This is a genomic window from Tropicimonas aquimaris, from assembly GCF_042676185.1.
GTDB classification, from domain to species: Bacteria; Pseudomonadota; Alphaproteobacteria; order Rhodobacterales; family Rhodobacteraceae; genus Tropicimonas; species Tropicimonas aquimaris.
This window is the reverse complement of sequence record NZ_JBHTJT010000060.1, coordinates 78,301-90,937: the sequence shown is the minus strand read 5'-3', so window position 1 is coordinate 90,937 and position 12,637 is coordinate 78,301. Positions and strand designations below refer to the sequence as shown.

Genomic DNA, 12,637 nt, shown 5'->3' with positions numbered 1-12,637 from the left:
TCGATGAAGCATGCATAGCCCCGGATCGGCGCCCCTGCGGATCGCTCGGGATTTTCCGGTTTGGCGGTCTGGCGAGAGAGGGAAGGCAGGCGATGAAGAACGCCGTCGGATTCTACTGGACACTGCCCGTCCCTTGGGCCGGCTTTGAAAATCTTCCCGAGAACATCGAGGAGGCAGCTAGGGCAAGTCACACCATCCGCTATCAACGCGAGCGGATCCGGCGCTATGCCAAGGAGGAGAATTTCCGCCTCGTTGCCGAGGAGGTCTTCATGGAGATCGCGCCGGACCGCGGCAGCGATTATGTCCGAGACCCCCTGGAACACGTCGCGAAGATCTGCCGTGCGCGGGATGCGGAACTTCTCTTTGTGGATTTTTCCCTGGCCCAAGGGTGGCGCAGCCACGGCCCGTTCTCGGAATGGGCACGGCGGTTGGGCATAGTGCCAACGGAAGTCACTCCCGACGAGATCCTGCTCGACGGCAAGCTGTTCGATCCTGCCGCGCATTTCTCGCAATGGCGAGCGAGCCAAAGTGAGTGGACGTCGCAGAAAGGCGAGCGCGTCGCCCGTGCCTTGAAAGAAGCGCGGCGTCTGCGCGCGGAGAAACGGACATTCAAGGAGATCGCCGAGAACCTGAATGCACGACAGGTGCGCAGCGCCTCCGGCAAGCCTTGGAAAGAAGACAGCATCCGCAAGCTCCTTGCTCCGGCGAGTTCATCGAAGGCGACATGATCGCCAGACGCAGGGGGGAGCGCCGGCGGCAGAATTGCGAGGCTGCGGCTACTTCGAGATGATTGTTCCTGACCGAGCGGCAGTGTCGGAGAACTCGTCGAGCAGGGTGGGATCGGTCGCGACCATCCGGGTTTCGAGCACGTCGAAGTCGCTCGGGGTTAGCCGGTCCCCGAACAGCACCATCGCATGCGCCTGGCTGTCCCGGACAGAGGACCATACGACGCCCTGGGCCGTGGGATTGTCACGCCAGGCCAGTTCCGCAAGCCTCCGGCAGAACGCATAGACCGTTTCGGCTGGCCTAAAGACACTATCCTCGCTCAGGCCGAGGCTTCCGAGCTCCGGAGTGAAGAATGGCACCAGGTGCAGATCTGCGGTCGGCGCGATCCGGCTTACGCCGCGGTTCTGGAGTTTCTGCCGCAGATAGGAGGCGTAGCGGCCGGGCGGTTCGCGAAACACCGTCTCATAAGCGGCGGCGTCGAAGGTCGAGGCCGCATAGAGCGTCGGGATGCAATCTCCCGTCGCGGTGTGAAGAGGCGCGAACCGGGTGGGATCCCCGGCACAAGGGTTGAAGGTCGCTCCGGGGTAGTCCTTGTGGTGGTTCCGAAACAGCACCCAGCCGGCGGCGATCTTGTGATGTCTTCCGATCCTGGCACTGGCGGGCAGGACGAAAGCGCTCAACCGACGACCTCGTGCCTTTCGCGTTCGGCCGCGGCGATGACGAGACGGTCTCCCCGACGAATCGCGTCGATGGGTGTCGCGGTATCCAGCCGCGCGTTCGGCGACACGATCCAGAAGGCGATCTGCCAGGGCGTCATGTCGTCTGGCAGGGCTTTCAGGACGTTGCGCATCAGCGGGTAGGGCTGTCCGTCGGCATCGAACTGAAAGCGCGGGTAGATGATCTTGCCGCCAAAGGGCAGCCCGAGGATCTTCCGGGCCTTGCGCCAGGATGCCGCCGTCTGGGAGGCATTGGTGCCGGAATGCCCGGCCAGCTTGTGGACGGTCTGCGCTTCGATCGCAGGGAATTCCTGCAGGAACTCGAGCCGCATCTCCGCGTTGCGGAGGTCGATGCGCGATTCCGCAGTATCGAGCGGGTCGAAGTCCAGCATCGCGGTCATCATGGTTTCGATCCGCTCTTCCTGCCGTTCCCTGAGCTTGTCGGGCATCATTCGGCTCACGATCTCCGACATACGGATCAGGACGGCCCGGGTCGCCGGATCTTCGACAACAAAGGTTACCGCGCCCGCGACATCGGGCCGGGAGAGCCGGCCCTCGAGAGCATGGGTGGTGACCGGTTCGGCCCGACCGTCGTGAAGGTAGTAGAGCTTGTCGGTCATCGTGAAACCTCGCTCAGAGGAATGAAGCGCGGAAGCGGACGTTGCACCGGCCCGAGCCCCCGAATGGAACGATCTGCCAAGGTCCGACCCAGAGCGGATCGCGCGCGTTCCGCAGGTCGGCATATCTCGGATAGAATATATGTTTGTATCGGAGATATGTCAATCTGAGCGGCGACGACCACCTGGGCATCGAGCCCCGCTCCAGATTTCCGGGGGCAGCACTCGACCGGGTCCGAAGGCTCGTCGTTTCCCCGGGAGGCGTAGATGTTCCAGAACCGGAACGTCGGCGTCGCGCAGGTTGACGCATCCGTGATCGTTGGTCGCCCGTCCTGACGTGCACGGTCAAGTCTTTGACACGGCAGGTCAAGACCGAGGCGCCCCCGTTACCTATGTCGAAGCTGTTCATCGACACGGGCACGGCCGTCTCTTCCGTTCGCGGAAATCATGCGTCCCGTCGCCCGATGAGCGTCCGTCAACCGAATGAAAAGAATATAGATTTTAAATCTCAAGGAGATACCCATGTCCCGGATCGCAATCCCTGCCACGATCGACGATGCTCCCGACGCCTCCCGCCCGCTGCTGGAGCAGGTCAAAAAGCAGCTCGGCAGCACGCCCAACATGTTCCGCCTCGTCGCCCAGAGCCCCGCGGCACTCGAAGGCTATCTCGGGCTGTCCGGCGCGCTCGGAAAGGGCCGTCTGCCGGCTGCCACGCGCGAGCGGATCGCGCTGGCCATCGCGGAGTTCAACGGCTGTGGCTACTGCCTGTCTGCCCATAGCTATGTCGGCGCGCACCTCGCCAAGCTCTCGCCGGAGGAGATCGCCGCCAACCGCCGGGGCGGCTCGACCGATCTCAAGGCCCGTGCCGCCGTGCGTTTCGCGGTCCAGATCGCCGAAACGCGCGGTCATGTCAGCAATGGCGACCTGCAAGCCGTCCGCGAGGCTGGCTATGAAGACGGACAGGTGATCGAGATCGTCCTGCATGTCGCGCTTAACATCTGGACTAACTACATGAACGAGGTCGCCAAAACCGACATCGATTTCCCCGTGGCCGACGGCGTCGCCGCCTGATCCCGGCGAGAGGAGGAAATCCCGATGTTCTTTAGAAATCGCCGCAAGGAACAGAGACGGGAGACCTGCCTTCCCTGGCGGGTCGCGCGCCACCTGTCGCACGATCAATTGCGCGATGTCGGCCTGAAAGCCTGTCCCGGGCCGGTTCCGGTCTTCCTGCGCCACCTCTGGTGACCGGCTGGAGGCAACATCACTTCGTCGGCGGCGCGCCCCATGTGCGCCGCCGGTCCGCCCATCGAAAGGTAACCGACATGCACCGCCCACCGCTCCCCCCCTTCACCGAAGAGACTACCACGCAGAAGGTACGTCTGGCCGAGGATGCCTGGAACAGCCGCGACCCGGAGACGGTCTCGCGCGCCTACACGCCGGAGAGCCGCTGGCGCAACCGCAGCACCTTCCTGACCGGCCGAGACGACATCGTCGCCTTCCTCGCCGAGAAATGGCAAAAGGAGCAGGAGTATCGCCTTATCAAGGAACTCTGGGCCTTCTCGGAGAACCGCATCGCCGTACGCTTCGCCTATGAATGGCGCGGCCCGGCCGGACAGTGGGTCCGTTCCTATGGCAACGAGAACTGGCAGTTCGACGCGAACGGTCTGATCGAAGAGCGCCACGCCAGCATCAACGATCTCGCCATCGTCGAGTCCGCCCGGCTGTTTCGCTGGCCGCAGGGCCGGCGTCCGGACGACCATCCCTCGCTCAGCGACTTGGGGCTCTGACCATGGCCGGCCAGATCCCCAGCGACGTCGCCTTTTCCCCCGCGGTGAAGGCCGTCCAGGAGGAGAAGTGCTCCCTTTCGCTCTATGCCGAGGCAGTGGCGAAGCGGCCGTGGGCGGATCGTATCACGCCCGACCTCGCCGCCTTCATCGGAGCCCAGGCAAGCGTGTCTCTCGGCACCGCGAGCGCCGCCGGTCAGCCATATATCCAGCATCGCGGCGGCCCTGCCGGGTTCCTGAAAGTGCTCGGGGAGCGGCGTCTCGGTTTCGCCGACTACGCCGGAAACCGGCAATACATCACGCTCGGAAATCTCTCGGAAAACCCGCGTGCCTACTTGTTTCTGATCGACTACGAAAAGGCTCGGAGGGTGAAGCTCTGGGGCACCGCCCGGGTTGTGGAAGACGACCCCGCGTTGCTGGAATGGCTTCGCCCGGCGGACGGCGCGGGACGCGTCGAACGGGCGATCCTGTTCGATATCACCGCCTCGGATGTGAACTGCCCGCGGCACATCCCGCAACGCATCGACGTGGCGCGATTGGCGACGATGCTGGCCGAGCGCGACGCGCGCATCGCCAGTCTTGAAGCGGAACTCGCGCGTCAAGGCGGCCGGTCATCGGGCGCCTGAAGCCTGCGTTCCCGCTTGCCGGAAGGCCCGCGGGGACAGCTCTTCCCATCGCTTGAAGGCGCGTGTGAAGGCGCTCTGCTCGGAAAAGCCGGTCAGGAAGGCGATCTCCGACAGGGAATAGCGCTTGTCGCCGACAAGTTGCTGAGCCAGGTGCCGCCGCGCCTCGTCCACCACCGCCTGATATGTCGTGCCGCGCTCGGACAGCCGGCGTTGCAGGGTGCGCGTGCCCATTCCGAGCGTCATGGCGACCTCCGCAAGGGGAGGGACGCCGCCGCTGAGAAGCTTGGCGACCTCTTCCACCACTTGCGTTTCCAGTGACGGCTCCGCCGGATCCTCGGCCTGCAACAGGCTCTCCAGGTGGTCGGTGAAGAACCGCCAGATGCCGGCGTCACCGATGGTCGTCGGCCGGTCTACTTGATCGATCGCGAGCTGCAGCCCGTCGACCTCCGCCCCGAAAACCGGCTCGATACCGAAATGCTCCACCAGCGCGTCCTTGGATCCGTCGCGCCGATGCGTGAACTGGACCCGCACCGGCGTCAGGTCGGAGGTCGTCGTCTCGCGGCAGAGCGTCAGCGTGGTGGCCATGGCCGCTTCGTTCGACAGGTAGACGCCCAGCCTCGGCAGAACGGGCTGGCGATGTGTCCAGCAGAAGACGGCTTCCCGGTCGACCGCCGAGAACTCGGACACTCCATTGTGCAGCCGTGTGTAGCGGCTCAGGCGTTGAAACGCGTGGCGCAGGGTCGGCGCGGATTTGAACGCGAGACCGAAGGCGCCGAAGGCTTCGCAGCGCATCCCCGAACAGACGCGCATATGAAACCGCAGGTCGGGCCATTCGCTTTCGGCAATCGCTTCGAGCAGAGAATGATACGCTTGCGGGGCCACCATGGCGTCCGGCTCCAGGATGCTTTCCGGCGTGTGGCCCACGATGTCGTAGAGCGCCGAGACATCCTCGACGTGGATCGCCTGTTCTATCTGCTTGCGGGCATAGAAAGCCGACAACACCGTTTGGATCCTCATGGAAACTGCGGCCTGCCCCCGCAGCGGCCGCGATGTTCAGACGGTAACGCCCGCGTGAACGCTTGTCTCCCGTTTTGACGCGACCGGTCAAGGCTTTGACACCTGCGGTCAAGACCCCGCCGACGCTGCTGCCTTATTCAGAAGATGTTCGATGACGCAGGATCAGGCAGCCGTTTCCCTCCACCGAAACCCGCCAGGCCCGCCTCGCAGAACGCCCGTCCAACACGCGCATCGCGCAGAGAACAGTGAGTGAGGAAACGACATGAAGAACTCGAATGACAGCCTTGGCCTGACAATCGCGACGGCCCTTCTGGGGGCCGGCATGGCCTTCTCTTCCAGCATCGCCATTGTTGGCCTCGGAAGCGGAGCGGCCTCCGCCCAGGAGTTGCAGCCGCGTGCTGCCACCGCCAAGCTGCCGCCGGTGAATGATGGCCTGCCGATGCCGGGCTTCGAAATCACGCCCGCCAACACCGCCATCGTGATCACCGATCCGCAGAACGATTTCCTGTCGCCCGACGGCGTCACCTGGGGCGTTGTCGGCCAAAGCATCACCGAAAACGGCACGGTTGAGAACCTCGACGCGCTCTTCGCGGTAGCCGAGAGGGTCGACATGCCGGTCTTCGTCTCGCCGCACTATTACTTCCAGCATGACCACGAGTGGCATTTCGAGGGCACGCTGGAAACGCTGATGCATTCCATCGGCATGTTCGACCGGCCGCACGCACTCAGCCTGGACGGCTTTGAAGGCTCCGGCGCCGACTGGCTCGAAAGCTACAAGCCGTATTTCGAGCGTGAAGAGGTCGTGGTGACCAGCCCGCACAAGGTTTATGGCCCCGACAGCAACGACCTCGCGCTGCAACTGCGCAAGGCCGGCATCGACAAGGTGATCCTCGGCGGCATGTCGTCGAACCTCTGCACGGAATCCCATATGCGGTCGCTGATCGAGGCCGGCTTCGAGGTCATGGTGGTCACCGATGCGACCGCAGGCGCGATCACCGCGCATTATGACGGCTACGCTGCTTCGCTCACGAATTTCCGCATGATCGCCAGCGCCGTGGACAACACCGAGAATACCGTGCGCGCGATCGAGGCCGCATTCGGCATGTAACCCGGGGCGTTCGGCGCCGCTCCCGCGCCAGTTCGTCCCGCGGCCGACGTAAGGCCTCGCCACATCCCCGAACGCGAGATGTCGGCCGCCACGCCCGGCCCCGGCTGTCCCCTGGGGCAATGTCCCCTCCGGGGTCGGGCTTCAAGTTTCCATCCATCGAATGTCCGGTCGGTCTTTCAAACCTTCCGGAAGCCCAAAACCCGACAGCATTCCGCTCCGGGCAACTGCCAAGCTTTGGCACAATCCAAGGACCAAGATCATGAAGCGCAAGACCCAACTCCTGCTCGTTTCCATCGCCCTCGCTGCTTTTGCCGCTCCGAGTTTTGCAGAGGATGAGTATAACGTCACCGCCGGCTTCTCACTCGAAGGCACCCAGCTGGCCCTGCGTGGCGTTGATACCGTTGCACTCTCGACGCTGAACGCTGTCGTCGCGGGGGACGCGGCCCATGTCGTGGAGCATGACGGGGTAACCTACTATTTCGCCTCCGAGATCACGGCAGGGCAGTTCACCGCCGACCCGGCGGCCTACATGCCCCAGTATGGTGGCTTCTGTGCCTTCGCCGTCGCCATTGGCAAGAAACTCGACGGCGACCCGCGCTATGCCGATATCGTCGATGGCAAGCTCTATCTCTTCGTGAACGCAGCCGTTTTCGCGAAGTACACGGAGAACCCGGAGGAAACCCTGCGCAAGGCGGCAGAGACCTGGCCTTCGATCCAACACGCGGCTGCGGGCAGTCTGTAGTCCTCGCGGGCGGCGGGGTGCAACGGTCCCGCTGCCCGGAATTGTCGGGAGAACAGGGTAGGGGTGCGGAGAACGCTCCCTCTTGGCGCCGTTTTGGGAACCTGTCTCGCCTGAAAGTCAGCTCGTGCGGCAACGCGCCTGCATATTTCCTGCTCCCAATCCCGAACACGCCGGAGGCACTCTTCCTTGAGCTTGACCTTGCTCAGGATGCCTGTGATCCGCAGGGCCGGGAAACCGGTTCGACTCGCTGTCCGCTTTCGGGTCGGACCCGAAGTGACCGCGGAGGGCGACCCTCGCGGCTGGCAACACTCCCCGGCAGATTGGCCGTCGCGTTCAATTGGCCAGATTACGCTCGAAAATCGGTCTGACCAGCGAAACGATCTGATCATGCACGAGGCGACTGGCTCCGGTCGGCGGCTCCGCGGACGGGTAGAGAAGGAACCACTGTCGCACGATGGGCAGACCTTCCGCTTTCAAGGCAACCAACCGACCGCCATGCAACTCCTCGGCGATTGTGTGCTGTGACAGGATGGCAATGCCCAGCCCTGCCAGCACCGATTGCTTGATGGTTTCGTTCGAGGACATTTCGATCACCTCGACCGGGTCGCCGGCATCGAGGCCATGAAGAAACCTTGAGCTGAGGATCCGGGTGCCGGATCCGGGTTCGCGGGCGATGAACGGCTGTTCCAGGATTTGCTCGGCGGTTATGGTCCCGCGGTTCGCCAGCGGGTGATTTGCTGACGCCACAAGGAGGTGCGGGTTGGGACCGATTGCCGTGGCCGATACCGGTGGCGTCCGGGGCGGCCGTCCCATCAGGGCGAGGTCATAGGCACGATCTTCCAGGCCCGAAATGATCTCGCCCCGGTTCCCGACTTTCAGGATGACTTCGACCTCCGGAAGCACCTCTCGCAGCCGGGCGACCAGTTCCGGCGCGAAATACTTGGCCGTACTGACCACGCCAAGGACCACCATGCCGGCCTTCCCGCTGCGCAGAGCGTCGATGGAATGAACGGCCTGCTCAAGGCTGACCTCGGCCCGGTCGAACGCTTTCAGGAGCGCCGCTCCTTCCGGCGTGGGCGCGAAAGAGGAGGGGCCGCTTCGATGAAGCATCGCACAGTCGAAATTTTCTTCCAGGGCCTTCAGTTGGCTGTGCACTGCGGGCGGCGTAAGGCCGAGGTCATCAGCCGCCCTGCTGATGGATCGCAGGTCCGTGACAGCCCGCAGGGCCCTTAACTGTTTGAAAGTCAGAGAATTCAGACGCTTCATTTCGGCAACTTTAATCCTGCTTCTCGAAAATTAAATTCCTTTATAAATCAAAAAACGGAATATGAAAGCTGTTCCTGAATCGCCGAAGGGGAGGCCGCGATGTTGGATAAGGCATCATCCATTGAAACCAGAGAAATCCCCGAGGGGCTGCGGGCGCCCATCGACGCCCTGGCACGGGTGGCGCGGAACCTGTCCTTCACGATCCGCCGTGGCGCGCTTGGCCAGTCACTTGGCCACGAGGTCGGAGAGAACACCGACGGTGATGCCCAGAAAGCTCTGGACGTGCTCGCCGACGAGGCTTTCGCGAGGGCGCTGAGCGGGACCGGCGTGCGTTGGTATGCGTCCGAAGAGCGGGACACTGTCGAGCCGATGGACGCCGATGGGCGCTTCGTGGTCGCAATCGATCCGCTGGATGGTTCGTCCAACATCGACGTCAATGTCTCCATCGGGACGATTTTTTCGATCTACGATGCAAAGGATGACGCCGAGGCCAGCGTTCTGCGCCCGGCTTCGGAACAGATCGCCGCAGGCTATGTCATCTACGGGCCCCAGTGCCAGATGATGCTGACCTTCGGCGCGGGCGTGCAGCAATATGTCCTGGACCCCGAAAGCGATACGTTCCGGCTGGTCGACGCGGCCAGGACAATCCCGGAAGGGTCCAGCGAATTCGCGATCAATGCGTCCAACTATCGTCACTGGTCCAAGCCGATCCGCGCCTATATCGACGATTGCCTGGCCGGGATCGACGGGCCACGCGGCAAGAATTTCAACATGCGCTGGGTCGCCTCCCTCGTGGCCGAGACCCACCGCATCCTCAGTCGGGGCGGTATCTTCCTGTATCCTTCGGACGACCGCAGCGGCTACGAACGCGGCCGCCTGCGCATGGTCTACGAATGCGCGCCCATCGCCTTCCTGATCGAGCAGGCCGGCGGGGCGGCGACCGACAGTTGCGACCCGATCATGGGCAAGGCCGCCAGCGAACTTCACGCCCGCACGCCGTTCGTCTTTGGCACGCGGGAAAAGGTCGCCCGGGTGACGGCCTACAACGATCTGCCGGACCAGGAAGTCTCGGCGCTCTTCGGCGCGCGCGGGTTGTTCCGCGCCTGATGTCCGGAAACACAGATTCGTCGCGCCGTCGGGGAGGAAGCGTCCAATGAGCAAGAAACATCCGATCATTTCCGTGGCCGGCTCTTCCGGGGCTGGCACGTCCACCGTCAAGCACACATTCGACCAGATCTTTCGCCGCGAGGGCATCAAGGCTGTCTCGATCGAGGGGGATGCCTTCCACCGCTTCAACCGTGCCGAGATGAAGGCCGAACTGCAGAAGCGCTATGATGCGGGCGATCCGACCTTCAGCCACTTCAGTTACCAGGCCAATGAGCTCGGCGAACTTGAACGGGTGTTTCGGGAGTACGGCGAGACCGGAACCGGCCGAACCCGGACCTATGTGCATGACGATGTCGAAGCGCAGACCTACGGCACGCCGCCCGGCGAGTTTACCGACTGGCGCCCTTTGGAGTCAGGCTCAGACCTGCTGTTCTACGAGGGGCTGCATGGAGCCGTGGTCAATGACGAGGTCAACATCGCCGCGCTGGCCGACCTCAAGATCGGCGTCGTGCCGGTCATCAACCTCGAATGGATCCAGAAGATCCACCGCGACCGGGCAAGCCGGGGCTACACCACGGAAGCGGTGACGGATGTGATCCTGCGGCGCATGCATGCCTACGTGCATTGCATCTGCCCGCAGTTCACCGAGACGGACGTGAACTTCCAGCGGGTGCCCGTGGTCGACACGTCGAACCCGTTCATCGCGCGCTGGATACCGACCGCAGACGAGAGCCTCGTGGTGATCCGGTTCCGAAACCCGCGCGGCATCGATTTCTCCTATCTCACCTCGATGATCGGGGGCAGCTGGATGAGCCGGGCCAACTCCATCGTGATCCCGGGCGGGAAGATGGATCTCGCCATGCAGCTGATCTTCACCCCGATGGTCGAACGCCTCGTCCACGAAGCAAAACGCGCCTGAGGAGACCGCCATGAACATCGAAACCCCCGTCACCGCAGCGACCGAAGACCTTATGGCAAACGCCATCCGGGCATTGGCCGTGGACGCCGTCCAGGCGGCCAATTCCGGGCATCCCGGGGCTCCGATGGGGCTCGCGGACGTGGCAACGGTGCTGTTCAACCGTTTCATGCGGGTCGACCCGGCGGACCACAGGTGGCCGGATCGGGATCGCTTCGTGATGTCGGCCGGCCACGGCTCGATGCTGGTCTACGCCATCAACCATCTGCTCGGTTATGACGACATGGACATCCAGCAGCTGAAGAGCTTCCGCCAACTTGGTGCGCGGACCGCGGGGCATCCCGAATACGGCCACGCCAAGGGGATCGAGACCACCACTGGGCCACTTGGCCAGGGGCTTGCCAATGGCGTCGGCATGGCGCTGGCGGAGCGGATGCACAACGCGCGTTTCGGCGACGGGCTGGTGGATCACTGGACCTATGTGATGGCGGGAGACGGCTGCCTGATGGAGGGCATAAGCCATGAGGCGATCGATTTTGCCGGGCATATGGGCCTGGGTCGGCTGATTGTCTTCTGGGACGACAATTCGATCACCATCGACGGCTCCACCGAGATCTCGACCTCGACCGACCAGCCGGCCCGGTTCGCCGCCGCCGGATGGCATGTGCAATCGGTGGACGGCCATAACAAGGAAGCGATCGCGGCGGCAATCGAGGTGGCGCGCGCGGACGCCCGGCCATCTCTCATCGCCTGCAAGACGATCATCGGTTTCGGCGCCCCAAACAAGCAGGGCACCGCCGCCACCCATGGTGCGCCGCTCGGGGAGGTCGAGATCGCTGCCACCCGGGACGCGCTCGGCTGGACCTTTGCGCCCTTCGAAATTCCCGAGGCGGTCCGTGCGTCCTGGCGCGCTATCGCCAGACGCGGCGCGGGGGCGCGGGGGGAATGGCGGGAGCGGCTGAAGGGGTCGGAGCACGCGGACGCGTTTCGCCAGTCGCTCGGGCGGCCTGATGCCAAGGCCCTCCGCGCGGCAATCGGCAACTACAAGCACAAGCTTGCGATGGAAAGGCCGAAGGTGGCCACGCGGAAGGCGTCTGAGATGGCACTCGAGATCGTCAATGGCACCCTGCCGAATAGCGTGGGAGGATCGGCCGACCTTACAGGATCGAACAACACCCGCACGAGCCGGATGGTATCCGTGAAGCCCGGAGAATTCTCCGGCGACTACATCCACTACGGCGTGCGCGAACATGCGATGGCCGCGATCATGAACGGCATCTCGCTGCACGGCGGCTTCGTGCCCTATGGCGGCACGTTCCTGGTCTTCGCGGATTATGCCCGCCCGGCGATCCGCCTCTCGGCGCTGATGGAGCGGCCGGTCACCTATGTGCTGACCCACGATTCCATCGGGCTTGGCGAAGATGGTCCGACGCATCAGCCCGTGGAGACCATCGCGAGCCTGCGCGCCATGCCCAACCTCACGGTGATCCGCCCGGCCGATCCGGTCGAGACGGCCGAGGCCTGGGAAATTGCCGCGACCTCGGAACGGACGCCAACCGCGCTTTGTCTGTCGCGGCAGGGCCTGCCGACTTTGCGCAGGACGCACCGGGACGAGAACCTCGTCGCAAGGGGCGCCTACCTGATCCGGGTGCCCGAGGCGGAACGGCAGGTGACCCTGATCGCCACCGGGTCGGAGGTCTCGCTGGCGATGGACGCGGCCGCGATGCTGGCAGAGCAGGGTGTCGGTGCAGCGGTCGTTTCCGCACCCTCGCTGGAACTCTTCGCGGCCCAGTCGGCCGAATACCGCGCCGGGGTTCTGGGCGTTGTGCCCCGCATCGCGATCGAGGCCGGCGTCTGGCACGGCTGGGGGCAGATCCTGCGCCATGGCGATGTCTTCATCGGGATGGAGAGTTTTGGCGCTTCCGCACCGGCCGCAGACCTTTACCGCCACTTCGGCATCACCAGTGACGCCATCGTCACCGACGCATTGAAACTTATCGGGAGGACCTAAC

Annotated in this window: 14 protein-coding genes; 10 read left to right on the top strand and 4 right to left on the bottom strand. The window is 63.9% G+C overall.

Annotation, left to right across the window (positions count from 1 at the left end; translation table 11 throughout):
• The first annotated feature begins 92 nt into the window (after positions 1 to 92).
• Positions 93 to 728: a recombinase family protein gene (locus ACFQ2S_RS23720; RefSeq protein ID WP_386078914.1), complete on the top strand. Its 636-nt coding sequence runs from the start codon at positions 93 to 95 to the stop codon at positions 726 to 728.
• A 48-nt stretch (positions 729 to 776) separates the two neighbouring features.
• Here the strand turns inward: ACFQ2S_RS23720 and ACFQ2S_RS23715 are convergent, their stop codons facing one another.
• Together ACFQ2S_RS23715 and ACFQ2S_RS23710 are read right to left on the bottom strand one after the other, a co-directional pair.
• Positions 777 to 1,406 (bottom strand): RES family NAD+ phosphorylase, encoded by a 630-nt coding sequence (locus ACFQ2S_RS23715; protein WP_386078911.1) that lies wholly within the window; start codon positions 1,404 to 1,406, stop codon positions 777 to 779.
• Positions 1,403 to 2,062 carry a hypothetical protein gene (locus tag ACFQ2S_RS23710; RefSeq protein ID WP_386078908.1) on the bottom strand — a complete coding sequence of 220 codons (660 nt, stop codon included), beginning with the start codon at positions 2,060 to 2,062 and terminating at the stop codon, positions 1,403 to 1,405. Before ACFQ2S_RS23710 ends, ACFQ2S_RS23715 begins: the two co-directional genes overlap by 4 nt.
• Before the next feature lie 519 nt (positions 2,063 to 2,581).
• On the opposite strand from ACFQ2S_RS23710, the gene ACFQ2S_RS23705 reads away from it, so the two are divergent.
• The 4 genes from ACFQ2S_RS23705 (at position 2,582) to ACFQ2S_RS23690 (ending at position 4,469) form a co-directional block, all read left to right on the top strand.
• A complete protein-coding gene (locus ACFQ2S_RS23705) occupies positions 2,582 to 3,130 on the top strand; it encodes a carboxymuconolactone decarboxylase family protein (RefSeq protein WP_386078906.1) in 549 nt (182 codons plus the stop codon).
• Between the two features lie 24 nt (positions 3,131 to 3,154).
• Positions 3,155 to 3,304 carry a hypothetical protein gene (locus ACFQ2S_RS23700; RefSeq protein WP_386078904.1) on the top strand — a complete coding sequence of 50 codons (150 nt, stop codon included), beginning with the start codon at positions 3,155 to 3,157 and terminating at the stop codon, positions 3,302 to 3,304.
• 77 nt (positions 3,305 to 3,381) lie between these two features.
• The gene (locus ACFQ2S_RS23695) at positions 3,382 to 3,846 is read left to right on the top strand and encodes a nuclear transport factor 2 family protein (protein WP_386078902.1); all 465 of its coding nucleotides are present in this window, start codon (positions 3,382 to 3,384) and stop codon (positions 3,844 to 3,846) included.
• Between the two features lie 2 nt (positions 3,847 to 3,848).
• The gene (locus tag ACFQ2S_RS23690) at positions 3,849 to 4,469 is read left to right on the top strand and encodes a pyridoxamine 5'-phosphate oxidase family protein (protein ID WP_386078899.1); all 621 of its coding nucleotides are present in this window, start codon (positions 3,849 to 3,851) and stop codon (positions 4,467 to 4,469) included.
• On the opposite strand, the gene ACFQ2S_RS23685 is transcribed toward ACFQ2S_RS23690, so the two are convergent.
• Positions 4,455 to 5,468, bottom strand: a complete 1,014-nt coding sequence (locus tag ACFQ2S_RS23685; RefSeq protein ID WP_386078897.1) for an AraC family transcriptional regulator — start codon at positions 5,466 to 5,468, stop codon at positions 4,455 to 4,457. The genes ACFQ2S_RS23690 and ACFQ2S_RS23685 overlap by 15 nt on opposite strands.
• A 280-nt stretch (positions 5,469 to 5,748) precedes the next feature.
• Between ACFQ2S_RS23685 and ACFQ2S_RS23680 the strand changes: the two genes are divergently transcribed.
• Together ACFQ2S_RS23680 and ACFQ2S_RS23675 are read left to right on the top strand one after the other, a co-directional pair.
• A complete protein-coding gene (locus tag ACFQ2S_RS23680; RefSeq protein ID WP_386078895.1) occupies positions 5,749 to 6,594 on the top strand; it encodes an isochorismatase family protein in 846 nt (281 codons plus the stop codon).
• Positions 6,595 to 6,853: 259 nt separating this feature from the next.
• Positions 6,854 to 7,336, top strand: a complete 483-nt coding sequence (locus ACFQ2S_RS23675; RefSeq protein WP_386078893.1) for a YHS domain-containing (seleno)protein — start codon at positions 6,854 to 6,856, stop codon at positions 7,334 to 7,336.
• A gap of 333 nt (positions 7,337 to 7,669) precedes the next feature.
• Here the strand turns inward: ACFQ2S_RS23675 and ACFQ2S_RS23670 are convergent, their stop codons facing one another.
• Positions 7,670 to 8,602 (bottom strand): LysR family transcriptional regulator, encoded by a 933-nt coding sequence (locus ACFQ2S_RS23670; RefSeq protein WP_386078891.1) that lies wholly within the window; start codon positions 8,600 to 8,602, stop codon positions 7,670 to 7,672.
• A gap of 99 nt (positions 8,603 to 8,701) precedes the next feature.
• On the opposite strand from ACFQ2S_RS23670, the gene ACFQ2S_RS23665 reads away from it, so the two are divergent.
• From ACFQ2S_RS23665 to tkt, 3 genes are read left to right on the top strand one after another with little or no spacing between them, the layout of a single operon-like run.
• A complete protein-coding gene (locus ACFQ2S_RS23665) occupies positions 8,702 to 9,709 on the top strand; it encodes a class 1 fructose-bisphosphatase (RefSeq protein WP_386078888.1) in 1,008 nt (335 codons plus the stop codon).
• Between the two features lie 46 nt (positions 9,710 to 9,755).
• Complete coding sequence (locus tag ACFQ2S_RS23660; RefSeq protein WP_386078885.1) at positions 9,756 to 10,628, top strand: phosphoribulokinase; 873 nt, start codon at positions 9,756 to 9,758, stop codon at positions 10,626 to 10,628.
• 10 nt (positions 10,629 to 10,638) lie between these two features.
• A complete protein-coding gene (tkt, locus tag ACFQ2S_RS23655) occupies positions 10,639 to 12,636 on the top strand; it encodes a transketolase (RefSeq protein WP_386078883.1) in 1,998 nt (665 codons plus the stop codon).
• Position 12,637: the final 1 nt, after the last annotated feature.

What these genes read in the sequence shown, in the direction of transcription:
- ACFQ2S_RS23690 (WP_386078899.1), top strand. Translation starts at nt 3,849, where the DNA reads ATGGCCGGCCAGATCCCCAGCGACGTCGCCTTTTCCCCCGCGGTGAAG.
- ACFQ2S_RS23675 (WP_386078893.1), top strand. Translation starts at nt 6,854, where the DNA reads ATGAAGCGCAAGACCCAACTCCTGCTCGTTTCCATCGCCCTCGCTGCT.
- ACFQ2S_RS23680 (WP_386078895.1), top strand. Translation starts at nt 5,749, where the DNA reads ATGAAGAACTCGAATGACAGCCTTGGCCTGACAATCGCGACGGCCCTT.
- tkt (WP_386078883.1), top strand. Translation starts at nt 10,639, where the DNA reads ATGAACATCGAAACCCCCGTCACCGCAGCGACCGAAGACCTTATGGCA.
- ACFQ2S_RS23665 (WP_386078888.1), top strand. Translation starts at nt 8,702, where the DNA reads ATGTTGGATAAGGCATCATCCATTGAAACCAGAGAAATCCCCGAGGGG.
- ACFQ2S_RS23670 (WP_386078891.1), bottom strand. Translation starts at nt 8,602, where the DNA reads ATGAAGCGTCTGAATTCTCTGACTTTCAAACAGTTAAGGGCCCTGCGG.
- ACFQ2S_RS23660 (WP_386078885.1), top strand. Translation starts at nt 9,756, where the DNA reads ATGAGCAAGAAACATCCGATCATTTCCGTGGCCGGCTCTTCCGGGGCT.
- ACFQ2S_RS23700 (WP_386078904.1), top strand. Translation starts at nt 3,155, where the DNA reads ATGTTCTTTAGAAATCGCCGCAAGGAACAGAGACGGGAGACCTGCCTT.
- ACFQ2S_RS23695 (WP_386078902.1), top strand. Translation starts at nt 3,382, where the DNA reads ATGCACCGCCCACCGCTCCCCCCCTTCACCGAAGAGACTACCACGCAG.
- ACFQ2S_RS23720 (WP_386078914.1), top strand. Translation starts at nt 93, where the DNA reads ATGAAGAACGCCGTCGGATTCTACTGGACACTGCCCGTCCCTTGGGCC.
- ACFQ2S_RS23705 (WP_386078906.1), top strand. Translation starts at nt 2,582, where the DNA reads ATGTCCCGGATCGCAATCCCTGCCACGATCGACGATGCTCCCGACGCC.
- ACFQ2S_RS23710 (WP_386078908.1), bottom strand. Translation starts at nt 2,062, where the DNA reads ATGACCGACAAGCTCTACTACCTTCACGACGGTCGGGCCGAACCGGTC.